The following is a 22,423-nucleotide window of genomic DNA, read 5'->3' as shown; positions in this document are numbered from 1 at the left end:
TGGCTCCTTTCAGGCCGCTACGAGGTAGGAGAAGACCGATTCGAGGGACTCGTCGGAGGGCGAGACCGTGAGCAGCCGGATGGAGTGCTCACGGGCCACCCTCGGCAGGAGCTCGGTGAAACGTCCGAAGTCGACCGCCTGGACGCGCAACGCGCCTTCCTGGACGTCCACTTCGATTCCGGCGGTCGACGGGTCCGCGATCAGCGCGGCGGCGAGCGCCCGGTCGTCGCTGGACCGCACCAGATAGCGGTGCGGCCGGTCCGTCATCAGTCGGCGGATCCTGCGGAAGTCGCCGCTCGCCGCGTGCCGTCCCGCGACGATCACCTCGATGTGCGAGGCGAGTTGCTCGACCTCCTCCAGGATGTGGGAGGAGAACAGGACCGTGCGTCCCTCGCCCCCCATACGCCGGAGCAGGTCCATGAGCTGCATGCGCTGGCGCGGGTCCATCCCGTTGAACGGCTCGTCGAGGAGCAGCATGCTCGGCTCGTGCACCAGGGCGGACGCCATCTTGACCCGCTGGCGCATGCCCTTGCTGTACGTGGCGATCTTGCGGTCCTGCGCGGGCTCCATCTCCACCGTGGCCAGGGCGCGCTGGGCCTCCTTGGCACCGAGGCCGTGCAGTTCGGCGTTGGCGAGGACGAACTCCCGTCCCGTGAGGAAGTCGTACATCGCCTCCCGCTCGGGCACGACGCCGATCTGCCGGTAGACGGACTCGTTGCGCCAGATCGTTTCCCCGTCGAGGGTGACGGTGCCCGTCGAGGGGGCGAGGAAGCCGCCCATCATGTTGATGAGCGTGGACTTGCCGGCCCCGTTGGGGCCGAGGAGTCCGGTGACGCCGGGACCGATGGTCATGGTCACGTCGTTGACGGCCACCACGTTGCCGAACCAGCGCGAGGCGTGGTCGATGTGGACAGTGGTCATGATCAGAGCCCGACCTTTCGGTAGCGGCGCATCAGGACGCCGTACGAGCCGGCGATGAGCGCGAGGACGGCCAGCAGATAGACCACTCCGGTGCCCGTGCCGGGCCCCTGTCCGCCGGGGAAGGAGGAGGACGCGCCGAGGAAGGCGGTCTGCACGCCGTCGATGAGGGTGACGGGCGAGAAGAGCCCGAGCCACTCCACCGCTCCTTCGGACCCGGTCTCGTAGGCGATGGCCTGGACCGTGGACACCGCCCCGTAGGTGATGGTGAGCGTGGCGATGACCGCCGCGACGCCGAAGCCGCGGCGCGGGGTGAGCGCGGCCATGACGAGGCCGAGACCGCCGAAGAGGAGCGAGAGGAGCGCCACGGAGACCAGTCCCTGTGCGAAGCCCTTCGTCTGGTCGGCGAAGTCCATCTTCGCCAGCAGCGAGCCGATGTAGAGAATCAGGAGGGGTGCGGCGGTGAGGACGAAGAGCGCCGAGGCCATCGCGCCGAACTTGGCCAGGACGTAGTCGACGCGTTCGATGGGCCGCGAGAAGTACAGCGGCACGGTCTTGAAACGCAGGTCCCGCGACACGGACTGCGGGGCCTGAGCGGCGAGGAAGAGGGCGATGACCGCCTGTGTGACGATGGCGTAGCGCGTGTAGTCGAGCGGCAGTTCCTTCATCTTGGTGGTCACAGCCACGGCGACCACAATCGCCGCGGGCACGCACATGACCGCGAAGAGGATCATCGGCAGCACCTTCGACCTGGCGGAGCGGCCGAGCCCGTACGCCCCGCGCAGCGACTGCGCGAAGAGCGAGCGGCGGGCGTAGGCGCGGCCGAGCCGCGCGCCGTCGTAGTTGCGGTACCCGATGTTGTGGATACGGGTGGTCTCGGTGAGCGCCGTCCCCGTGCGGGTCGTCCCCTTGCTCATCGCGCCGGCACCTCCATGGGCTGGGCCGCCGCCTCGGGGCGGAAGACCTCCGCGATGTGGTGGCGGCGCTGTTCCATCCGTACGAGGCCGAGGCCGAGGGCGGCGACGGTGTCCCGGACGGTGTCGTAGGTCTCCTCGCCGGTGGCCTCCAGCAGGAGGATGTGGCCGGCGCCCGGCAGCCCGTCCTCGACCCCGGCGTGCAGGGTGACCCCGGCGGCCGCAAGCGCCTCGCGCAGTGCCGCGGTCCCGTCGGGGTGGGTGTCGGAGTCGGTGACCTCGACCGCCAGGGTTGTCGTGATCTTCGTGAAGTCGCTGGTGGAGCTGGAGCGCAGCAGCCGGCCGCCGTCGACGACCACGACGTGATCGCAGGTGCGCTCGAGCTCACCGAGAAGGTGCGAGGTGACCAGGACCGAAATGCCGAAGTCGGTGTGGACGCGGCGGATCAGGCCGAGCATCTCGTCCCGGCCGACCGGGTCGAGGCCGTTGGTCGGCTCGTCCAGCAGTACCAGCTGCGGGTCGTGGACCAGGGCCTGGGCGAGCTTCACACGCTGCTTCATGCCGGTCGAGTAGCCGCCGATGGGCCGGTAGCGCTCCTCGTAGAGGCCGACGTGGCGCAGGGTGTCCGCGGTGCGCTCGCGTGCCGCGGTCGGAGGGAGTCCGGACATGCGCGCCATGTGGACGACGAACTCGGTGGCCGAGACGTCCGGCGGCAGGCAGTCGTGCTCGGGCATGTAGCCGACGCGCTCACGGATGGCAGCGCCGGAGGTGGCGACGTCGAGGCCGAGTACCTCGGCACGGCCCTCCGTGGCGGGGGACAGACCCAGCAGGATCTTGATCAGTGTGGACTTGCCGGCCCCGTTGGCGCCCACGAGTCCGGTCACGCCGGGCCCGATGTCCAGGGAGAGCCGGTCAAGCGCGGTCACCCGGGGGAACCGCTTGCTCAGGCTTTCGGTCACGATCACAGTCACGCTTCGACGGTAGTGGTGCACACCACACCCGGCGTCAACCCTGGCGGCTGGTTCCGCATCCGACTCCAGGCGTACGGACCCGTAGGGGCCAACGCCGGAGGAGGAGACGGCCGCGGTGCGCCGGCGGTCGTCCACAGGCGCCGCAGGCCCCTTGACGCAGCCGTGGGACATTGTCACAGTCAACAGTGTCACGTTACGAGCACGTACCGCACAGGCAGACGGACGCTACGCGTCGGATCCGGACGGGACGGTGGCATGACCTCGGCAGTGCTGAGCGAACGAACCGCGGAGCTGCGGGGGTTCCGGGAGGTGCAGCGCCTGGCCTACGAGTGCGCGGAGGCGGTCGCGGCGCAGCTGAGGCCCGGGGTGACCGAGCGGGAGGCGGCGCGCATGCAGCGCCGCTGGCTGCACGGGCGGGGGGTGCGGGACTGGTTCCATCTCCCCTTCGCCTGGTTCGGCGACCGGACGGCGTTCGCGGGCTTCCGGACACCGCTGCAGTTCTTCCCGACCGACCGGAGGCTCGAGGCGGGCATGCCCTTCATCCTCGACATGGCCCCGGTCCGCAACGGCTTCACGGCCGACATCGGCTATTCGGGATGCCTCGGGCCCCACCCCCTGCACGACAGGCTGCTCGGGGACCTCCGGGCACACCGGGAGCTCATCCTGCGCGAGGTGCGCGAGCGCCGCTCCCTCCGGGAGATCTACGACGACGTGGACCGGCTCATGGTGCGCCAGGGGTACGCCAGCCGGCACCGGGCGTATCCGTTCGGCGTCATCGCCCACAAGGTCGGCCGGGTCGGGCCGCGGCGCTGGACACCGACGCTGTTCGGGTTCGGCACGCGTTCGCTGAAGGGCCTGGCGAGCGACGCGCTGCGCGGCCACCGGGAGGGCTGGTCGCCTCTGTGGTCGCCCCACCGCTTCTCCGACCATCCGCCGCAACCGGGGCTGTGGGCCGTGGAGCCCCACCTCGGCTTCCGCGGGACGGGTGCGAAGTTCGAGGAGATCCTGGTGGTCACGGACTCGAAGGACCCGGAGCAGAGCGCCTTCTGGCTGGATGACGACCTGCCGCACGTGCGGCGCTGGACCGAGGAGGAGACGGTGTGAGCACGGGGATCGAGGGAGCGCGCGAGCGCCGGGTGCGCACGGGCGGGATCGAGCTGTGCGTGGCGGAACTCGGTGACGAACGGCAGCCGACCGTCGTGCTGGTGCACGGCTATCCGGACAGCAAGGAGGTGTGGTCCGAGGTCGCGTCCCGGCTGGCGGCCCGGTTCCACGTGGTGCTGTACGACGTCCGGGGCCACGGCCGCTCCACGGCTCCGGTGCCGCTGCGCGGCGGCTTCACCCTGGAGAAGCTGACGGACGACTTCCTGGCGGTGGCGGACGCGGTCAGCCCGGACCGGCCGGTGCACCTGGTGGGCCACGACTGGGGCTCGGTGCAGTCCTGGGAGTTCGTCACGGTGAAGCGGACCGAGGGGAGGATCGCCTCGTTCACGTCCGTGTCCGGCCCGTCGCTCGACCACTTCGGCCACTGGATCAGGAAACGTACGGCCCGGCCCACCCCGCGCCGGGTGGCACAGCTCCTCGGCCAGGGCGCCAAGTCCTGGTACGTGTACATGCTGCACACCCCGGCACTGCCCGAGATGGCCTGGCGCGGGCCACTGGGCCGGCGGTGGCCGAAGATCCTGGAGCGGCTGGAGAAGGTGCCGGGCGGTGACTACCCCACCGCCTCGCTGCCGTCGGACGCGGCGCACGGAGCCTGGCTCTACCGCGACAACGTCCGCTTCCGGCTGCTCCACCCACGCGCCGACGCGTACGCACACGTGCCGGTACAGCTGATCATCCCCACCGGTGACGCGTTCCTCTCCGAGCGGCTCCACGACGACCTCGCGCTGTGGGCCCCGCGACTCGTGCGCCGCACGCTGCCTGCCAAGCACTGGGTGCCCCGCACCCGTCCCGATCAACTGTCCCGCTGGATAGCCGAGTTCGTGACCACCCACGAGGAGGGAGGCGCCTCGGGCGCCTCCCGGCCCACTCCCGCGACGGGGGCTGGGGTGAAGTACGCGGAGCGGTTCGGCGGGCAGTTGGTACTGGTGACGGGCGCGGCCAGCGGCATCGGACGGGCGACGGCGTTCGCGTTCGCCGAGGCCGGAGCACGCGTGGTCGCAGTGGACCGGGACGGCGAGGGGGCCGCCAGGACGGCGGAGATGGCCCGGCTGATCGGAGCGCCGGAGGCATGGCCCGAGACGGTCGACGTCTCCGACGAGGCGGCGATGGAGAAGCTCGCCGAGAAGGTCGCCGGCGAGTACGGCGTCGTGGACGTGCTCGTGAACAACGCCGGGATCGGGCTCTCCGGCTCGTTCCTGGACACCACGGCCGACGACTGGCGCAGGGTGCTCGACGTCAACCTGTGGGGGGTCATCCACGGCTGCCGGGTCTTCGGCGGGCAGATGGCCGAGCGTGGCCAGGGCGGCCACATCGTCAACACGGCGTCGGCAGCGGCCTTTCAGCCCTCCAGAGCCCTGCCCGCGTACGCGACGTCGAAGGCCGCGGTCCTGATGCTGAGCGAGTGCCTGCGGGCGGAGCTGGCCGGCCGGGGCATCGGGGTCTCAGCGATCTGCCCCGGCATCGTGAACACGAACATCACGGCCACGGCGCGCTTTGCCGGAGTCTCCGAGGAGGAGGAGGATCGGCGGCGGAAGAAGAGCTCCAAGCTCTACGGGATGCGCAACTACCCCCCGGAGAAGGTGGCCGGAGCGATCCTCCGGGCCGTCCTGAACGACCAGGCGGTGGTGCCGGTGACCCCGGAAGCCCGGGGTGCCCGGCTGCTGTCCCGGTTCACACCCGGGGCCCTGCGGGCGATAGCACGGTTGGAACCTCCGCTGTGAGCGGTCATGATGTGGTCGCGCCGCACCGGCCCCCCGGCCGGGAGGCGGCGTCCCGGCCTGGAGGCGGCCGTGAGCGGCGGGGCATGCCGACCTTCATGGAGCAGTGAGGAGTGGTCGTGTCCGGGGAGCATGCGGTGGAGTACCGGATCGAGGACCTCGCCCACCACAGCGGGGCTACGGTCCGGACGATTCGCGCCTACCAGGACCGCGGACTGCTGCCCAAACCGGAGCGGCGCGGCCGGTCGAACGTGTACGGGGACTCCCATCTGGCACGGCTGCGCCAGATCGCCGACCTCCTGGACCGCGGGTACACCCTTGCGTCGATCAAGGAGCTCCTGGATGCCTGGGACGCGGGGCGCGGACTGGGCGGGGTGCTGGGGCTCGTCGCGGAGGTACACGGCCCCTGGTCCGACGAGAAAGCCGACCGGATAAGCCGGGTTGAGCTGGAAGCAGTCTTTGGAGGAGAACCCGACGAGGAGGCGATCGCCGAGGCGGTGGACCTCGGCGTACTGGAGCGCATCCCGGGCAGGGACGACGAGTTCCTGGTGCCGAGCCCCCAGGAGCTCGCAGTGGCCGCCGAGTTGCACGCCGCCGGCGTCCCCCTGGTGGCAATCTCAGGCCATCTGAGGGAACTTCGAGGACAAGTGGAGCATATCGCCTCACGTTTCCTGGAGTTCACCACCGAGCACGTCTTCGCCCGCTATCTCGGCCATCGACCTCCGACGGACGCCGACGCGGCGGAGGCGGCGTCGATGGTGCGACGGCTGCGACCCCTCGCCCAGCAGACCGTCGACGCCGAACTGGCGCGGGCCATGCGGCTGTTCGCCACACGTCACCTGCGTTACCACCTCGGCACCGAGGGTGCCCGGGAGAGCGGCGACAACCCACGCCAGGTAAATCTTCCCGCGGAGACGATTCGGGCCGTGGAAGGGCTTGTTGGGCGAGAGCACGCAGCGGAATTCATCGCCGCCGCCGCGGAAAGGGAGGTACACACAAGGACATTGGAAGCACTGACGGCAAACAGGCGTGCAGCCATGGATGTTGATCAAAACAGCTGATGACGCACGCAGTTGTTCACAACATCGTCAATTCTCCTGTGGATAAACCAAGTTGGTTGTGGACCAAACATTTCCTCCGATGTCGTCCGGAAGAAAATCTCGTGGCGGCGCATCGACTTCCGGCGGCACTCTGGGGACATGGACGAGCAACGCACCGTGAAGGTGTCGAAGTACCTCGCGAAGCACCTGCGGCACCGGCCGGAGCGCATCGGGATCACCCTGGACGCGAACGGCTGGATCGCGATCGAGGAGCTGCTGCGCGCCGCGGCCGGGAACGGGTTCCCCATCACCCGGGACGAGCTGGACCACGTGGTGGCGGCGAACGACAAACAGCGCTTCATGATCGACGGGCTGCGGATCCGGGCGAACCAGGGCCACACCGTGGAGGTGGACCTGGATCTGCCGGTCGCCGAACCGCCCGCACACCTCTACCACGGCACGGTCGCCCGCAGCCTGGACGCGATCCGGGCCGAGGGGCTGCGCCCGATGGCCCGCCACCATGTGCACCTCTCCCCGGACCGGGAGACGGCGACCCGGGTCGGTGCCCGCAGGGGCCGCCCCGTCGTCCTCGCCGTCGACGCGGAATCGATGCACCGCGCCGGCCATGTCTTCCACGTCAGCGCCAACGGCGTCTGGCTCACGGACGGTGTCCCGCCGCGGTTCCTGCGCTTTCCCCGCTGAGGGACCGGCAGCCGCCCGGAAAGGTACACGCCGGGGCAGCGAGAAGCCCGCGTATGGTCGAGGTCATGCGTCTGAGCACGGTGATCCTCCCCATCCACCGGTGGGCCGAAGGACAGAAGATCTGGCGGCGAGCCGAAGACCTCGGCTTCCACGCCGCGTACACGTACGACCACCTCTCCTGGCGGTCCTTCCGCGACGGTCCCTGGTACGGGGCCGTGCCCACACTGACCGCCGCCGCGGCCGCGACCGACGGACTACGCCTGGGCACCCTGGTGACGTCGCCGAACTTCCGGCACCCGGTCACCCTCGCCAAGGAACTGATCACTCTCGACGACATCTCCGACGGCCGCGTGACGCTGGGCATCGGGGCCGGGGGGAACGGCTTCGACGCGACCACGCTGCTGAAGGGCGACGAGGAGCCGTGGACGCCCCGGGAGCGCGCCGACCGTTTCGGCGAGTTCGTGCCCCTGCTCGACAGCCTGCTGCGCGAGCCCGCCGGCACGACCCACGAGGGCCGCTTCTACGCGGCCCGGGAGGCACGGAACGTACCCGGCTGCGTACAGCGGCCCCGCCTCCCCTTCGCCGTCGCCGCCACGGGCCCCCGCGGACTGAGGCTCGCCGCCCGGTACGGGCAGGCATGGGTGACGACGGGCGATCCGAAGCTCTTCGAGACGGGCACCCCCGAGCAGTCCGTCGAGGCCGTGGCGGGCCAGCTGACCAAGCTCGGCAAGGCCTGTGCCGAGGCAGGCCGGGACGCCTCCGAGCTGGACAGGATCCTGCTCACCGGGTTCACCCCGGACTTCAATCCCGCCCTCCCGGCCCCCCGGCGGGGCCGTCCGCTGGACTCCCTGGAGGCGTTCGTGGACTTCGCCGGGCGGTACGCGGAGCTCGGTTTCACCGAGATCGTCGTCCACTGGCCAATCGACGACTCCGTCTTCGCGGCCGACCAGGCCGTCTTCGAACGCATCGCCACCGAGGCCGTCTCCCGGCTGGGCTGATCCCGCAGGGCCCGACGGCGTCCCGATTACGGGGAGCCAGCGGACGAACACTCAGATGTGCGACCCCCCGCACGGCCGTGCAGGGGGTACGGGAGAATGCACGGGTGACCTCAGCTACCGATCCTCTGCCGCTGCCCCCGACCGTCCGGCTGATCGCCACCGATCTCGACGGCACCCTGCTGCGTGACGACAAGTCCGTCTCGGAGCGCACCATCGCCGCACTCGCGGCGGCGGAAAGGGCGGGGATCGAGGTCTTCTTCGTCACGGGCCGCCCGGCGCGCTGGATGGACGTCGTCAGCGACCATGTGCACGGCCACGGGCTGGCGATCTGCGCCAACGGCGCGGCGGTGGTCGATCTGCACTCCGGCGGGAAACTGCTGGAGGTCCGTCCGCTGGAGCGCGGAAACGCGCTCGACGTCGTACGGAGGCTGCGCGACGCGGCACCCGGCACCTCGTTCGCGGTCGAGACCGCCACGGGGATCCACTACGAACCCGGCTACCCGCCCTTCCACCTCGACCCCGGCGCCACGGTCGCCGTCGCCGAGAAGCTGCTGCACGAGGAGATGCCGGGGTCCGCGGCCCCGGTACTCAAGCTGCTCGCCCAGCACGGCGAACTGGCCCCCGACGGCTTCCTCACCCTGGCCCGCACGGCCGCCGGGGACCTGGCCACCATCACCCGCTCCAGCCCGACCTCGCTGCTGGAGGTGAGCGGTCTCGGGGTGTCCAAGGCCTCGACGCTCGCCCTGTGCTGCGCGGAGCGCGGCATATCGTCGGACGAAGTAGTGGCCTTCGGCGACATGCCGAACGACGTGGAGATGCTGACCTGGGCGGGCACATCGTTCGCCATGGGCAACGCCCACCCCGACGTGGTCGCCGCCGCGTCCGGCCGGACCGTGGCGAACAACGACGACGGTGTCGCGGTCGTCATCGAGCGGCTCCTCGCCGCGTCGCACGGAGCCCGGCCGCGGGCGTAGCGCCCGGGAGGCGTCGGGACGGGCCTCGGCCGGCCGCCGACGGGTCACAGCCAGACTCCGCGGTTCCGCAGCCAGGTCACCGGATCCACCGCCGACCCGAAGTCCGGGGTGAGCCGCACCTCGAAGTGGAGATGGGGCCCGGTCGAGTTGCCCGTGGTCCCGGCCTGGCCGAGCCACTGGCCGGTGCGGACCCGGTCGCCCTGGTCCACCGTGACGGAGGCGAGGTGCGCGTACTGCGAGTACCAGCCGTCGTTGTGCTGGACGACGATCTGCATGCCGAAGCCTCCGCCGCAGGAGACGGACACCACCCGGCCGGCGCCGATCGAGCGCACGGGGCTGCCGATCCCGACGGCGAAGTCCTGCCCGGTGTGACGGTTCGCCCAGCGTGTACCGGCACTGTCGAAGCCGGCCGACAGCGTGTAGCGCTGGACGGGCGTCACCCAGGCCGACCCCTCGGGAAAGTCCGTCTGCGGCAGCGGGACCGAGCCGGAGCACTGCCCGGAGGCCGCGCTCCGATCCGCCTGTGCCTGCAGTGACCATCGCGCCGCGTCGAGCTTGGTCTCGATGCCGCGTTTGATCCGCGCCAGCTCCGCCGTACGGGCGTCCAGGCGGTACCAGGCCTCACGAGCCTTCTTCTCCGCCACGGCCGTCAGGCGCTCGGCTTCCCTGGCCTCCTCCAGCAGAAGGTTCACCGTCGTCGTGGCCTTGGCGTACATCCGCTGCCCGCGCAGCAGCTCATCGGGATCGGAGGCGAACATCAGCTCGAGGGTGGGCGCAAGGTTGCCACCGCTGCGGTACTGCGCCCTGGCCACCGCGCCGAGCTTGTCGTGCATCTTCCGCATCTCGCGCCGTCTGTCGGCGAGCTGCCACTGCAGTTGGTCGAGCCGGGCGCGCTCGGCGACGGACTCCTGCAGTCCCCGCTCGTACGTGGCGGTGGCCTTGGACACCTCCTCGAGCAGCTGGGCGACCTGCACGCTGACGTTGGGGCCGTCATTCGCGGACGCGGCGGGCGCGGGCAGCAGCGGGAAGGCGACCAGCAGCGCGCACAGCAATGGCTTGAACAGCCGCCGGTGGCAGTCGCGTTGTCGGTGTCCCATGCTCGGATCGTCACATCAGACCCTGAGGGTTTGCCACATTTATCCTGGTACGTACGGCCATCCGGCCCAGCCGTCCCGGGGCTCTCGGGGGGGGGGCGACACCGCTCGACACGTTGGTGACGGTGCGTCGGGACCGCCGGACGGATGGCCGGACCGCCTGCTGACGGGGCGTCGGGGCGGGGAACCGCGCCCGCGGCGGCTCGGCCCCGACGCGTCGGCCGATGGCACGGCAAGGGCGTTCCGCGCCTGGAGCGGGGCCTCACAGGCGGCTGTCGTACCGCCACCGCCTCGACATCTCCAGTCCGTCGTCGCTCCTCGGCAGCAGCACGGTCCCGGCCGGACGAGTCGGACCTATTCCTGTTTGGCCGAGAAAGCGGGATCCCTGAGGCGCTCTCCGAGCAGATCACCGGCACGCTCGCGCTCGAGCATGCGGCGGAGCGGACCGTCCGTTGCCGCCAGCTCCGCATAGGGCCCGCGCTGCAGGGTGCGGCCCTCGTCCAGTACCAGCACCTCGTCGACCGCCTCGAGGCCGCGGAGCCGATGGGTGATCAGCACCGTCGTACGGCCCTCGGTCGCGGCCAGCAGGTCCGCGGTCAGGGCGTCCGCCGTGGCGAGATCCAGATGCTCGGCCGGCTCGTCGAGCAGCAGCACGGGGAAGTCGGCGAGCAGGGCGCGCGCCAGGGCCAGCCGCTGGCGCTGACCGCCGGAGAGCTGGGCTCCGTGCTCGCCCACCAGGGTGTCGAGCCCGTCCGGAAGCCCCTCGGCCCAGTCCAGCAGCCGGGCGGCCGCGAGTGCCGCGCGCAACTCCTCCTCGGAGGCACCGGTCCGGGCGAGCCGCAGATTCTCCCGGATGGAGCTGTCGAAGAGATGGGCGTCCTGGGCGCAGAGGCCGACGAGGCGACGGACCATGTCCCCGTCGAGCGCCGTCGCGTCCGTCCCGCCGATCGTGTACGTCCCGGCCCGTACGTCCAGGAAGCGCAGCAGTGCCTGCGCGAGGGTCGTCTTGCCGGAACCGGAGGAACCGACGACGGCGACGCGGCGGCCGGCGGTGAGCGTCATGTCGAAGCCGGACAGTGCGTCCTGCCGCCCGCCTGCATGGCGCACGGTGAGCCCCCGGACCTCCAGGGGGAACACGGAGGCGGGCGCGGGGACCGGCTCCGCGGGCTCGCTCACCGGCACCGGGGCGTCGAGCACATCGAAGACCCGCTGGGCGCTGCGCTTCACACGCTGCCGGTACTGCACCGCCAGCGGCAGCCCCACGACCGCCTCGAAGGCGGCGAGCGGGGTGAGCACGACGACGGCGAGTTCGACCCCTTCGACCCGGCCGGAGTGCACGGCCGTGACACCTGCGTACGCCGCGAAGGCGACGGTCAGACCGCAGACCACGGCCGACAGCCCGCCGCCCAGCGCGGTGGCGGCCGCGGCGCGCGAGGCGATCCGGGTCAGAACGCGGTCGGCCTCCCGTACCCCGGACGTCCGCCGTGCCAGAGCCCCCGTGACGGTCAGCTCGGCGGTGCCCTTGAGCAGATCGACGACCTGGGTGGCGAGCACTCCTCGGGCCGGGGCGAGCCGCCGCTCCGCCCGGCGTGCGAACACCCCGCTCAGCGCCGGTACGGCCACCCCGGCAGCGAACAGGCCCACAGCCAGCACGGCACCGGCCTCGGGCAGCAGCCATGCGGTGAACCCGACGGACGCGGCCCCGACGACGAGCGCCGCACCGGCCGGCAGCATCCAGCGAAGCCAGTAGTCCTGGAGGGCGTCCACATCGGCGACGAGCCGGGAGAGCAGATCGCCCCGGCGGGTGCGGCGCAGCCCGGCGGGCGCGATCCGCTCCAGCCTGCGGTACACCCCGACCCGGAGATCGGCCAGCATCCTCAGCACGGCGTCGTGCGAGACGAGCCGCTCGGCGTACCGGAACACCGCCCGCCCGATCCCGAACGCCCTGGTCGCCGTCACGGCCACCATCAGATAGAGCACGGGCGGCTGCTCCGATGCCCGCGAGATCAGCCATCCCGACACCGCCATGAGGCCCACGGCCGAGCCCAGCGCCAGGCTTCCGAGCACCAGCGCCAGCACCAGCCGGCCGCGCAGCGCCCCGGCCATCCCGCGCACCCGCGCCAGCACCCCGCCGCTGTCAGGCCCGGACGCTCCTCGGGCGGCCCGGTGCGCGGAGTCCTCGACGGAGGAGGCCGGCCGTTCCGTGGGTTCGACGGGCAGCGTGGCCTGCGCCGTCACGGCCATGCCGTCGGGCGAGGGCGACGGGCGGGGAACCCGGGAGGGTACGAGCTCCCCCCCAGCCTCCTCGCCGGCGGAAACCCGCTGGGCGGGGCGCAGTTCGACCACCCGGTCGGCGACGGACAGCAACGCGGGCCGGTGGACGACGAGCAGCACCGTCCGGCCCCTTGCCAGCCGCCGCACCGCGTCCACGACGCCCGCCTCGGTCTCCCCGTCGAGCGCCGCCGTGGGCTCGTCGAGCAGCAGCAGAGGACGGTCCGCGAGGAAGGCCCTGGCGAGCGCGATCCGCTGGCGCTGGCCCGCGGAAAGCCCCGCGCCGTCCTCACCGAGGGCTGTCTCCATGCCCTCCGGCAGCGCGGACACGAAGTCCGCAGCACCGGCCTCCCGGAGTGCCGCCAGAACCTCCGCGTCGCCCGCTTCGTGCCGCGCCAGCCGTACGTTCTCCGCGATCGTCCCCGCGAAGAGGTACGGCCGCTGCGGCACCCAGGCGATCTGCCGGTGCCAGGCCGCCCGGTCCAGCGAGGCCAGGTCCACCGGTCCCTCGCCGGGGGCACCCACCCGGATCGTGCCCTCGTCCGGAGCCACGAAGCCGAGCACCACGTCGAGCAGCGTCGACTTGCCGACCCCGCTCGGACCGACCAGCGCGACGGTCTCGCCTTCCCCGACCGTCAGGGACGCGCCGTCCAGCGAGGGAACGGCACGGCCCTCGTGGCGTACCGTCACGGAGTCCAGCTCCAGCCGAACTCCTCGGGCACCGGGCACCGGCGCCGCGCCTCCGGCCCGGACCGGGGTCTCCAGCACCCGGAAGATCTCCTCCGCCGCCGACAGTCCCTCCGCCGCGGCGTGGTACTGCGCCCCGACCTGCCGCAGTGGCAGATATGCCTCGGGGGCGAGGATCAGCACGACGAGTCCGGTGTGGAGATCCAGATCTCCGTGGACGAGCCGCATGCCGATACCGACCGCCACCAGCGCCACCGAGAGCGTCGACAGCAGCTCCAGGGCGAACGAGGAGAGGAAGGCGATCCTCAGGGTCTTCAGCGTCGCCCGCCGGTACTCCGAGGTGATCTTCCGGATCGCTTCGGCCTGGGCCTTCGCCCGCCCGAAGACCTTCAGTGTCGGCAGTCCCGCGACCACGTCGAGAAAGTGCCCGGACAGCCTTGACAGCAGCGCCCACTGACGGTTCATCCGGGCCTCGGTCGCCCAGCCGATCAGCACCATGAAGATCGGGATCAGCGGCAGGGTGATCACGATGACCGCCGCTGAGACCCAGTCCTCGGTGACGATCCGGGCCAGCACCGCGACCGGAACGACCACCGCCAGCCCCAACTGCGGCAGATAGCGCGCGAAGTAGTCGTCGAGCGCGTCCACCCCCCGGGTGGCCAGGGCGGCCAGTGAACCGCTCCGCTGCCCGCTCAGCCACCCCGGTCCCAGCTGCGCGGCCCGCTCCAGCAACCGCAGCCGAAGCTCGGACTTGACCGCCGCGCTCGCCCGGTGGGCCGCCAGCTCCGTCAGCCAGGCCACCAGTCCGCGGCCGGCGGCGACGGCGGCCAGCAGCACCAGCGGGTTCCGCAGCCCACCGGCGTCCAGCCCGTCCTGGAAGGCGCCGACCACCACGTCGGCGATGAGCATCGCCTGGGCGACGACCAGCGCCGCCCCGGCAAGGCCCAGCGCCACCACGGTCGCCATGAAGAGGCGGGTGGCACGGGCGTACCGGAGCAGCCGCGGGTCGACGGGTTTCACGTGAAACATCCCTTGGTCAGGGGACCGGGCGGTCCCTGTGGAACTCCGGCCTCAGTGCGGATCGGCGATGTGCTGCGTACCGATCCGCTTCCGGAACACCCAGTAGGTCCAGCCCTGGTACAGCAGCACCACGGGGGTGGCGATCCCGGCGCACCAGGTCATGATCTTCAGGGTGTAGGGGCTCGAGGACGCGTTGGTGACCGTCAGGCTCCACGCCTCGTTGAGCGACGAGGGCATCACGTTCGGGAAGAGGGTCAGGAACAGCATCGCGACCGCGGCCACGATCGTGAGGCCGGACAGGGCGAACGACCACCCCTCACGCCCCACCTGGTTCGCTCCGAGCGCGGCGACCAGCGCCGCGACGGCGATGACCATGGCGACCAGGCTCGCGCCGTCGCCCTTGTCCGCCTGCGTCCAGCCCAGGAACCCGAGCGCCAGCACGGCCGTGACCAGCCCGAGGTTGCGGGCGAGCTTCCGGGCCCGCTCCCTGATCTCCCCGACGGTCTTCAGCGCCGTGAACACCGACCCGTGGAAGGTGAACAGCGTCAGGGTCACGAGGCCGCCCAGGATCGCGTACGGGTTCAGCAGGTCCCAGAAGGTGCCGACGTACTCCATCTCCTGGTCGATCTTGACACCGCGCACGATGTTCCCGAAGGCCACGCCCCACAGGAACGCAGGGATGAGCGAGGTCCAGAAGATGGCCTCCTCCCAGTTGCGCTGCCAGTGCTCCTCCGGCCGCTTGGCCCGGTACTCGAACGCGACACCGCGCACGATCAGGCAGATCAGGATGAGCAGCAGCGGCAGATAGAAGCCGGAGAAGAGCGTGGCGTACCACTCGGGGAAGGCGGCGAATGTCGCACCGCCCGCCGTGAGCAGCCACACCTCGTTGCCGTCCCAGACCGGTCCGATGGTGTTGATGAGGACACGCTTCTCGACCCGGTCGCGGGCGAGCAGCTTCGTCAGGATGCCGACCCCGAAGTCGAAGCCCTCTAGGAAGAAGTAGCCGGTCCACAGGACGGCGATGAGTACGAACCAGACGTCGTGGAGTTCCATGCCTCAGATCCCAGTCCTCGGTCTCAGTACGAGAAGGCCATCGGCCGGTCGGCGTCGCGGTCGTCGCCGCCGATCTTGGTGGGCGGGTTGAGGTCGGCTTCGGTGAGCTCGGGGGGCCCGGCCTTGACGTACTTGACCAGCAGCTTGACCTCGATGACGGCGAGGATCGCGTAGATGAGCGTGAACACGATCATCGATGTGAGCACCTCGCCCTGGGAGACGCCGGGGGAGACGGCGTCCCGGGTGCGCAGGACGCCGTACACGACCCAGGGCTGCCGCCCCATCTCCGTGAAGATCCAGCCCCAGGAGTTGGCGATCAGCGGGAAGCCGAGCGTCCAGACCGCGGCGAGCCAGTACAGCCGCGTGAGCTTCGGTCCGAGCGGCTTCCGGAACAGCACCACATGGGGCACGTCGTCCTCACCGACCCTCGACGCCGCCGGCAGCATGAACTTCTTCCGGGTCAGCCAGAGCCCGGCCAGGCCGATGGCGAGCGACGTCATGCCGAAACCGATCATCCAACGGAAGCCCCAGTACGTGACGGGGATGTTGGGCCGGTAGTCGCCGGGCCCGTACTTCTCCTGCTCCGCCTTGTTGGTGTCGTTGATGCCGGGCACGTACGACGTGAAGTCGTCGTTCGCCAGGAACGAGAGCAGACCCGGAATCTCTATGGCGACCTTGTTGTGGCCCTTGTCCACGTCGCCGTAAGCGAAGACGGAGAAGGGAGCGGGACCCTCGCCGTCCCACAGCGCCTCGGCGGCCGCCATCTTCATCGGCTGCTGCTTGAACATGACCTTGCCGAGGAAGTCGCCGCTGATCGCCGTCAGCAGACCTGCGATGACCACGGTGACCAGGCCGAGCCGCAGCGAGCTCTTCATCACCGGGACGTGCTTCCTGCGCAGCAGATGGAAGGCGGCGATGCCGACCATGAACGCACCACCGGTGAGGAAGGCGGCGGAGAGGGTGTGGAACACCTGGGTGAGGGTGGTGTTCTGGGTCAGTACGAGCCAGATGTCGGTGAGTTCCGCGCGCCCGTTCTCCTGGTTGATCCGGTAACCGACCGGGTGCTGCATCCAGGAGTTGGCGGCCAGGATGAAGTACGCGGAGAGGATCGTGCCGATGGAGACCATCCAGATGCAGGCGAGATGGATCTTCTTCGGGAGCTTGTCCCAGCCGAAGATCCACAGCCCGATGAAGGTGGACTCGAAGAAGAAGGCGATCAGCGCCTCGAATGCGAGCGGGGCGCCGAAGACGTCGCCGACGAAGCGCGAGTAGTCGGACCAGTTCATGCCGAACTGGAACTCCTGCACGATGCCGGTGACGACACCCATGGCGATGTTGATCAGGAAGAGCTTGCCCCAGAACTTGGTCGCCCGGAGGTACTTCTCCTTGTTCGTACGCACCCACGCCGTCTGCAGGCCGGCCGTCAGCGCGGCCAGCGAGATCGTCAGAGGAACGAAGAGGAAGTGGTAGACGGTGGTGATGCCGAACTGCCAGCGCGCCAGAGTCTCTGGCGCCAAAGCGAGGTCCACGTCGTCTCTCCTTACGTCGGCGTGGTCACATCGGCGTGCTCGTCGGATACGTCACGGCAGTTTGCCCAGGACATCCATGACATAGCGCGAGCTTCCGGACACGCTTGTGAACGCGTTCACATTCACAAGCAATTATGACCCATACCGAATCCGAACCAGCGAGCGGGGGTCCCCGAGCGATACCCCGGCCGGTCGGTACGCACGAGCCCGAAGAGCACCCCTGATCAAGTCAACGGATCGCCGAAGCTCTGGAACGAGGATCGCCCGCCCCCGGAGCGGGGGCGGGCGATCGCGGAACGGCGGCCGACTGCTACGTCCTGCTGCGGAACGCGTCCGCTGCGTGCAGGAAGATGTCGTTCGCCTCGGACTCGCCGATGGTGACCCGTACCCCCTCGCCCGGGAACGGCCGCACCACGACCCCGGCCGCCTCGCAGGCCGCGGCGAACTCGGCCGTACGCTCACCGAGCCGCATCCAGACGAAGTTCGCCTGCGTCGGCGGCACCGTCCAGCCCTGCTTCACCAGGCCCTCGTACACCCGCGTCCGCTCCGCCACCAGCGCGCCGACCCGGCCCAGGAGTTCGTCCTCCGCCTGAAGCGAGGCGACCGCCGCGTCCTGGGCGAGCTGGCTGACGCCGAACGGCACGGCTGTCTTGCGCAGCGCGGCCGCCACCGGCTCGTGGGCGACGGCGAAGCCGACCCGCAGCCCCGCCAGCCCGTAGGCCTTGGAGAAGGTGCGCAGCACCGCCACGTTCGGTCGCGAGCGGTAGATCTCCAGACCGTCCGGCACCTCGGCGTCCCGGATGAACTCCCGGTACGCCTCGTCCAGGACCACGAGCACGTCGGACGGGACCCGGTCGAGGAACCGCTCCAGCTCGGCGCGGTGCACCACCGTGCCCGTCGGGTTGTTCGGGTTGCAGACGAAGATCAGCCGGGTCCGGTCGGTGACGGCGTCCGCCATCGCGTCGAGATCGTGCACGTCGTCCGCGGTCAGCGGCACCGGAACCGATGTGGCGCCGCTGATCTGGGTGATGATCGGGTAGGCCTCGAAGGACCGCCAGGCATAGACGACCTCGTCGCCCGGGCCCGAGGTGGCCTGGAGCAGCTGCTGCGCGACGCCCACCGAGCCCGTGCCCGTCGCCAGGTGCGATACCGGGACCCCGAAGCGGTCGGCGAGCTCGTTCATCAGGCCGGTGCAGGCCATGTCCGGGTACCGGTTGAATTCGCCCGCGGCGGCGACGGCGGTCTCCATCACACCCGGCAGCGGCGGGTAGGGGTTCTCGTTGGAGGAAAGCTTGAACGCGACCGGGCCGCCGGCAGCGGCCGGCCTGCCGGGCTTGTATGTGGGGATGCCGTCCAGCTCGGCGCGCAGCTTGGGGCTCGTCTCGCTCACCGCAGGTCCTCCTCGACCGTCGTGCATCGTGCTCACCAATACTGCTCACCCTATGAGGATTCCCGGCCGCTGCGAATGGGCGAGCCAGGAACAACCGGGGTACGGACCGGGAGCGGCAGCGAGGAGAGGAGCGCTCTTCGGATCACCGCGCGCCGGTGGCTCGCGCCGTGGCGCGCATCCCTCGTAGTGGTGAGTTGAGACCTCTTCGACACCTCAGCCATTTGGCAGGTTCGCGCCTGTCGGCAACCATGAGACACACGCATACGACCTCAACTATCTTGCTTTCCATGGCATTTGACGGCTCATGGCCATGCAGAAACGTGCCTGTCAACGCCTGCATATGCGACCGACTCCACCTCCCCGCCTCGCCCTACTATCGGCCTGCCATGACAGCAGCAGGGAAGCACCAGGTGAGCCGGACGGAGACATCACGCCGGGGCAGCCGGCAAGGCCGAGCAGGCATCCGGGACGTAGCCGCCGCAGCCGGTGTCTCCATCACGACCGTCTCGGACGCACTGAACGGAAAGGGCCGGCTCCCGGACGCCACCCGCCGCCATGTCCGCGAGGTCGCCGACCGGCTGGGCTACCGTCCGTCGGCCGCGGCCCGCACGCTCCGTACCGGCAAGTCCGGACTCATCGGCCTCACGGTGACGACGTACGGGGACGAACCGTTCACCTTCACGGAGTTCGCGTACTTCGCCGAGATGGCGAGAGCCGCCACCTCCGCCGCACTCGCCCGCGGCTACGCCCTGGTCATCCTCCCCGCCACCTCACGCCACGACGTCTGGTCCAACGTCGCGCTCGACGGCACCGTCGTGATCGACCCCTCCGACCACGACCCCGTGGTCGCGGAGCTCGTCCGCCAGGGCCTCCCGGTCGTCTCCGACGGGCGCCCCGCGGGCACCCTTCCCGTCACCGCCTGGGTCGACAACGACCACGAGGCCGCCGTCCTCGACCTGCTCGACCATCTGGCGGCCGGCGGTGCACGCCGGATCGGCCTGCTCACCGGGACCACCACGGACACGTACACCCGGCTCTCCACCACGGCCTATCTGAACTGGTGCGAACGCGTCGGCCAGGATCCGGTGTACGAGGCCTACCCCGCACACGACCCGTGCGCCGGAGCGGTCGCCGCCGACCGGCTGCTCGCCCGGCCGGACCGGCCCGACGCCGTGTACGGACTCTTCGACCCCAACGGCACGGACCTGCTCGCCGCCGCCCGCCGGTACGGACTGCGCGTCCCGGACGACCTGCTGCTGGTCTGCTGCAGCGAGTCCACCGTGTACGCCAACACGGAGCCGTCGATCACCACGCTCTCCCTCAAGCCGCGGCGCATCGGCACCGCCGTGGTGCAGTTGCTGATCGACGCGATCGAGGGAGTGGACGGCGGCCGCCCGATCGAGCAGGTGATACCGACCGAACTCATCGTCCGGACCTCTTCCCAGCGGCGCTCTCCCCGTACGACGGTGAGCGCCCCACGCTCGCCTTCTCAGGACTAGACCAACGCAATTGGGGCGAAACGACCGGTGAACCGGCGGTGTACCCGGATTCAGCACCCCTGGTGCATCACACAGCACGATCCGCGTTCCTATGATGGGCGCACGACACCGCGGACCGTCCCCGACCAGGCCGGTCCGGCGGTGAGGGCGGCGCGACGGTGGTGGAGGGGTCGATGACTCAGGGGGCCGGTCAGGGACCCGTGGTGCGTACGGCGACGTTGCGCGACTTCCGAGTCCCGCCGTACGCACGGGTTCCGGTGCAGTCGGAATCCGCTTCCCATGAATACGTGCTCGCGCACCCGGAGGACTCAGTCCCACGGGCGGTTCCCCGCGAAGCCGGGGAGCCCTCCTCGCGGCCGGCGACCGCCGCCGAGGCCCCCGGAACGGAACACGGCAGCACCCGGACGGACCCGGCCCGCCCCGAGGACTCCGCCCCCCAGGCACCGCAGGTCCACCCCGGCGACGCGTTCCCGGACGACGGGCCGCCCGAGGGCTACACCCCCACCGAGCGCGACCTGCCGGTGATCAACCGCGGCGACACCGTGCAGGTGACCGTCGCCCCCGCCGAGCAGCCGGCCCCCGGCGCCGAGGGCCCCGGCCCGCTCTACGTGGTCGGGGACGTTCACGGCTATCTGGACGAACTCGTCGCCGCGCTCACCGCCCAGGGCCTGGTCGACGCCGAAGGCCGCTGGTCCGCGGGCAACACCAGGCTGTGGTTCCTGGGCGACTTCACCGACCGCGGCCCGGACGGCATCGGCGTCATCGACCTCGTCATGCGGCTCTCGGCCGAGGCAGCGGCGGCCGGCGGCTACTGCAAGGCCCTGATGGGCAATCACGAGCTGCTGCTCATCGGCGCCAAGCGCTTCGGCGACACGCCCGTCAACTCCGGCGCGGGCACCGCCACCTTCCAGGCGGCATGGCTCCTCAACGGCGGCCAGAAGAGCGACATGGACCGCCTCCAGGACGTCCATCTGCAGTGGATGTCCCGGCTCGACGCGGTGGTGGAGGAGGACGGGCATCTGCTCATGCACTCCGACACGACCGCCTACCTCGACTACGGCTCCACGATCGAGGACGTCAACGACAACGTCCACGAGATCATCAACCGCAATGACGCGGACGAGTGCTGGGACCTCTTCCGCAAGTTCACCAAGCGTTTCGCCTTCCGGGACGACGACGGTCCGCAAGCCGTCCGGGAACTGCTCGCCACCTACGGCGGCGGCCGGGTCGTCCACGGCCACAGCCCCATTCCGTACCTGCTGGGCGAGGTCGGCACGGAGGACGCGGACGGCGAGGGGAACTCGGAGCCGCTGGTGGAAGGGCCGCACGTGTACGCGGACGGGCTCGCCATCGCCATGGACGGCGGCGTGACCATGGCCGGAAAGCTGCTGGTGGCCCGGCTCCCGCTGCAGGCTTGAGGCAATCCTGCGCAGGCGATTTCCGGAAACCCCCTGTCACCCCCTGCCATAACCGCTCTACCATCGGCATATCCGTAGCAGGCTCTCCTCCGTTTCCGCCCAACTGCCCGACCCACATGGGCACACCGGCCCTACGGAGCATCGGGGGATGCACATGAACAGCGCTCCGCACCTGCTGGCCGAGGACCGCGCCGAATACGAGCGCATCCTCGACGACGCGCTGCGCACAGCGCACGACCGCCCAGACCTCGACGGCCTGGGCAGACGGCTCAACGCCGAACAGCTGCGCACGATGGCGCTGAACGCCACCGCGCTCATCACCGGCGCCGCCGCCGCCGAGTACGACCACTTCGTGAAGGTCCGCGAGGAGGCACGCACATCCGCGGGAGCGCCCGTCGGCCACTCGGTCCTCGGGCCCGCGGTCGGGGCGTCCTCGGAGACGGGCGCCGGATTCGCCGCGGTGCTCACCGTTCTGGCACCGGTCCTCGCCGGCACCGCCGCGCTCATCTTCCTCCTCGTCGGCTACATCCTGAAGGCCGTCAGCCCCGACACCGGTTTCGCGGACACGCTGCTGACGGCGGGCTGGTTCTTCGGCGCCCTGACGGCGGCCGGACTCCTCGCCGCCGCGATCGGGCTGCTGATCACAGCGATCCGGAACGGGGCCACCCAGGTGCCCGCCGAGGATGCGACGACCGGCGAACTGCCCGACGAGGTGGCACGCGCCAAGGATGCCTGGCGGCACGCCCTCCTGGAACGCGGCGTTCTGCCCTTCCTGCGCGCCGCCCTGGCCGACCCCAGCGCCGATCCGGCCTCCCCTGCCCCGCCCCACCGGGTCAGCCGCTTTCCCAAGGTCGGCTACAGCGGCCCCGACTTCTCGAGCCCGAGCGACGGCACCTCGGCCGGCTCCCGCCCGACGTTCACGAGCCCGGACTTCACCAGCCCCGAATTCGGGCCGCCGGAACACCAGCCCGAGTAGCAGCGGTCACAGCGGGACGACCTCGTCCCGGCCCTCGTCCCGGCCCTCGTGCCGGCCGGGCACGGCGAAGGCCGGGGCAGCACGCGG

17 protein-coding genes are annotated in these 22,423 nt (G+C 70.6%); 9 read left to right on the top strand and 8 right to left on the bottom strand.

The features are described from left to right. Positions 1-9 precede the first annotated feature (9 nt). The 3 genes from QMZ92_RS10745 to QMZ92_RS10735 are packed head-to-tail and all read right to left on the bottom strand — an operon-like array spanning position 10 to position 2,797. A complete protein-coding gene (locus QMZ92_RS10745; protein WP_283297014.1) occupies positions 10-921 on the bottom strand; it encodes an ABC transporter ATP-binding protein in 912 nt (303 codons plus the stop codon). Between the two features lie 2 nt (positions 922-923). Continuing rightward, on the bottom strand, positions 924-1,835 hold the full coding sequence (locus tag QMZ92_RS10740) for an ABC transporter permease (protein ID WP_283297013.1): 912 nt from the start codon (positions 1,833-1,835) through the stop codon (positions 924-926). Then, complete coding sequence (locus QMZ92_RS10735) at positions 1,832-2,797, bottom strand: ABC transporter ATP-binding protein (protein WP_283297038.1); 966 nt, start codon at positions 2,795-2,797, stop codon at positions 1,832-1,834. The genes QMZ92_RS10740 and QMZ92_RS10735 overlap by 4 nt, the downstream gene beginning before the upstream one ends. 261 nt (positions 2,798-3,058) lie before the next feature. Here QMZ92_RS10735 and QMZ92_RS10730 point away from each other — a divergent pair, with 261 nt between their 5' ends. From QMZ92_RS10730 to QMZ92_RS10705, 6 genes are all read left to right on the top strand, one after another. After that, on the top strand, positions 3,059-3,907 hold the full coding sequence (locus QMZ92_RS10730; RefSeq protein ID WP_283297012.1) for a M24 family metallopeptidase: 849 nt from the start codon (positions 3,059-3,061) through the stop codon (positions 3,905-3,907). Beyond that, on the top strand, positions 3,904-5,688 hold the full coding sequence (locus QMZ92_RS10725; protein ID WP_283297011.1) for an SDR family oxidoreductase: 1,785 nt from the start codon (positions 3,904-3,906) through the stop codon (positions 5,686-5,688). The genes QMZ92_RS10730 and QMZ92_RS10725 overlap by 4 nt, the downstream gene beginning before the upstream one ends. 116 nt (positions 5,689-5,804) lie before the next feature. Then, positions 5,805-6,746 carry a MerR family transcriptional regulator gene (locus QMZ92_RS10720; protein WP_283297010.1) on the top strand — a complete coding sequence of 314 codons (942 nt, stop codon included), beginning with the start codon at positions 5,805-5,807 and terminating at the stop codon, positions 6,744-6,746. Between the two features lie 138 nt (positions 6,747-6,884). Then, positions 6,885-7,427 carry an RNA 2'-phosphotransferase gene (locus QMZ92_RS10715; protein WP_283297009.1) on the top strand — a complete coding sequence of 181 codons (543 nt, stop codon included), beginning with the start codon at positions 6,885-6,887 and terminating at the stop codon, positions 7,425-7,427. 53 nt (positions 7,428-7,480) lie between these two features. Continuing rightward, the gene (locus QMZ92_RS10710; protein WP_502962032.1) at positions 7,481-8,425 is read left to right on the top strand and encodes an LLM class flavin-dependent oxidoreductase; all 945 of its coding nucleotides are present in this window, start codon (positions 7,481-7,483) and stop codon (positions 8,423-8,425) included. A 104-nt stretch (positions 8,426-8,529) separates the two neighbouring features. After that, positions 8,530-9,399, top strand: a complete 870-nt coding sequence (locus tag QMZ92_RS10705) for an HAD hydrolase family protein (RefSeq protein WP_283297007.1) — start codon at positions 8,530-8,532, stop codon at positions 9,397-9,399. A gap of 44 nt (positions 9,400-9,443) precedes the next feature. Here QMZ92_RS10705 and QMZ92_RS10700 read toward each other — a convergent pair whose 3' ends face one another. From QMZ92_RS10700 to hisC, 5 genes are all read right to left on the bottom strand, one after another. Next, positions 9,444-10,496 (bottom strand): M23 family metallopeptidase, encoded by a 1,053-nt coding sequence (locus QMZ92_RS10700; RefSeq protein WP_283297006.1) that lies wholly within the window; start codon positions 10,494-10,496, stop codon positions 9,444-9,446. 351 nt (positions 10,497-10,847) lie between these two features. After that, positions 10,848-14,471 carry a thiol reductant ABC exporter subunit CydD gene (gene cydD, locus QMZ92_RS10695; RefSeq protein ID WP_283297005.1) on the bottom strand — a complete coding sequence of 1,208 codons (3,624 nt, stop codon included), beginning with the start codon at positions 14,469-14,471 and terminating at the stop codon, positions 10,848-10,850. A 51-nt stretch (positions 14,472-14,522) separates the two neighbouring features. Beyond that, positions 14,523-15,524 carry a cytochrome d ubiquinol oxidase subunit II gene (cydB, locus tag QMZ92_RS10690; protein ID WP_283297004.1) on the bottom strand — a complete coding sequence of 334 codons (1,002 nt, stop codon included), beginning with the start codon at positions 15,522-15,524 and terminating at the stop codon, positions 14,523-14,525. Between the two features lie 23 nt (positions 15,525-15,547). After that, the gene (locus QMZ92_RS10685; protein WP_283297003.1) at positions 15,548-17,053 is read right to left on the bottom strand and encodes a cytochrome ubiquinol oxidase subunit I; all 1,506 of its coding nucleotides are present in this window, start codon (positions 17,051-17,053) and stop codon (positions 15,548-15,550) included. 310 nt (positions 17,054-17,363) lie between these two features. Next, complete coding sequence (gene hisC / locus QMZ92_RS10680; protein ID WP_283297002.1) at positions 17,364-18,443, bottom strand: histidinol-phosphate transaminase; 1,080 nt, start codon at positions 18,441-18,443, stop codon at positions 17,364-17,366. A gap of 386 nt (positions 18,444-18,829) precedes the next feature. Here hisC and QMZ92_RS10675 point away from each other — a divergent pair, with 386 nt between their 5' ends. The 3 genes from QMZ92_RS10675 (at position 18,830) to QMZ92_RS10665 (ending at position 22,336) form a co-directional block, all read left to right on the top strand. After that, positions 18,830-19,942, top strand: coding sequence for a LacI family DNA-binding transcriptional regulator (locus QMZ92_RS10675; RefSeq protein WP_283297001.1), 1,113 nt, complete (start codon positions 18,830-18,832; stop codon positions 19,940-19,942). Positions 19,943-20,100: 158 nt separating this feature from the next. Continuing rightward, positions 20,101-21,360 carry a metallophosphoesterase gene (locus QMZ92_RS10670; protein WP_502962031.1) on the top strand — a complete coding sequence of 420 codons (1,260 nt, stop codon included), beginning with the start codon at positions 20,101-20,103 and terminating at the stop codon, positions 21,358-21,360. Between the two features lie 148 nt (positions 21,361-21,508). Further along, a complete protein-coding gene (locus QMZ92_RS10665) occupies positions 21,509-22,336 on the top strand; it encodes a hypothetical protein (RefSeq protein WP_283296999.1) in 828 nt (275 codons plus the stop codon). The last annotated feature ends 87 nt before the right edge of the window (positions 22,337-22,423 follow it).

Source organism: Streptomyces sp. HNM0645 (genome assembly GCF_030056615.1).
Classification (GTDB): domain Bacteria; phylum Actinomycetota; class Actinomycetes; order Streptomycetales; family Streptomycetaceae; genus Streptomyces; species Streptomyces marianii.
Note: the sequence above shows the minus strand (reverse complement) of the source record. Positions and strands in the feature narration are given on the sequence as shown.

Bases quoted from the DNA above. Each gene is read 5' to 3' on its own strand.
- QMZ92_RS10675 (WP_283297001.1), top strand. From the start codon at position 18,830: ATGACAGCAGCAGGGAAGCACCAGGTGAGCCGGACGGAGACATCACGC.
- QMZ92_RS10740 (WP_283297013.1), bottom strand. From the start codon at position 1,835: ATGAGCAAGGGGACGACCCGCACGGGGACGGCGCTCACCGAGACCACC.
- QMZ92_RS10700 (WP_283297006.1), bottom strand. From the start codon at position 10,496: ATGGGACACCGACAACGCGACTGCCACCGGCGGCTGTTCAAGCCATTG.
- cydB (WP_283297004.1), bottom strand. From the start codon at position 15,524: ATGGAACTCCACGACGTCTGGTTCGTACTCATCGCCGTCCTGTGGACC.
- QMZ92_RS10715 (WP_283297009.1), top strand. From the start codon at position 6,885: ATGGACGAGCAACGCACCGTGAAGGTGTCGAAGTACCTCGCGAAGCAC.
- QMZ92_RS10710 (WP_502962032.1), top strand. From the start codon at position 7,481: ATGGTCGAGGTCATGCGTCTGAGCACGGTGATCCTCCCCATCCACCGG.
- QMZ92_RS10745 (WP_283297014.1), bottom strand. From the start codon at position 921: ATGACCACTGTCCACATCGACCACGCCTCGCGCTGGTTCGGCAACGTG.
- QMZ92_RS10665 (WP_283296999.1), top strand. From the start codon at position 21,509: ATGCACATGAACAGCGCTCCGCACCTGCTGGCCGAGGACCGCGCCGAA.
- QMZ92_RS10730 (WP_283297012.1), top strand. From the start codon at position 3,059: ATGACCTCGGCAGTGCTGAGCGAACGAACCGCGGAGCTGCGGGGGTTC.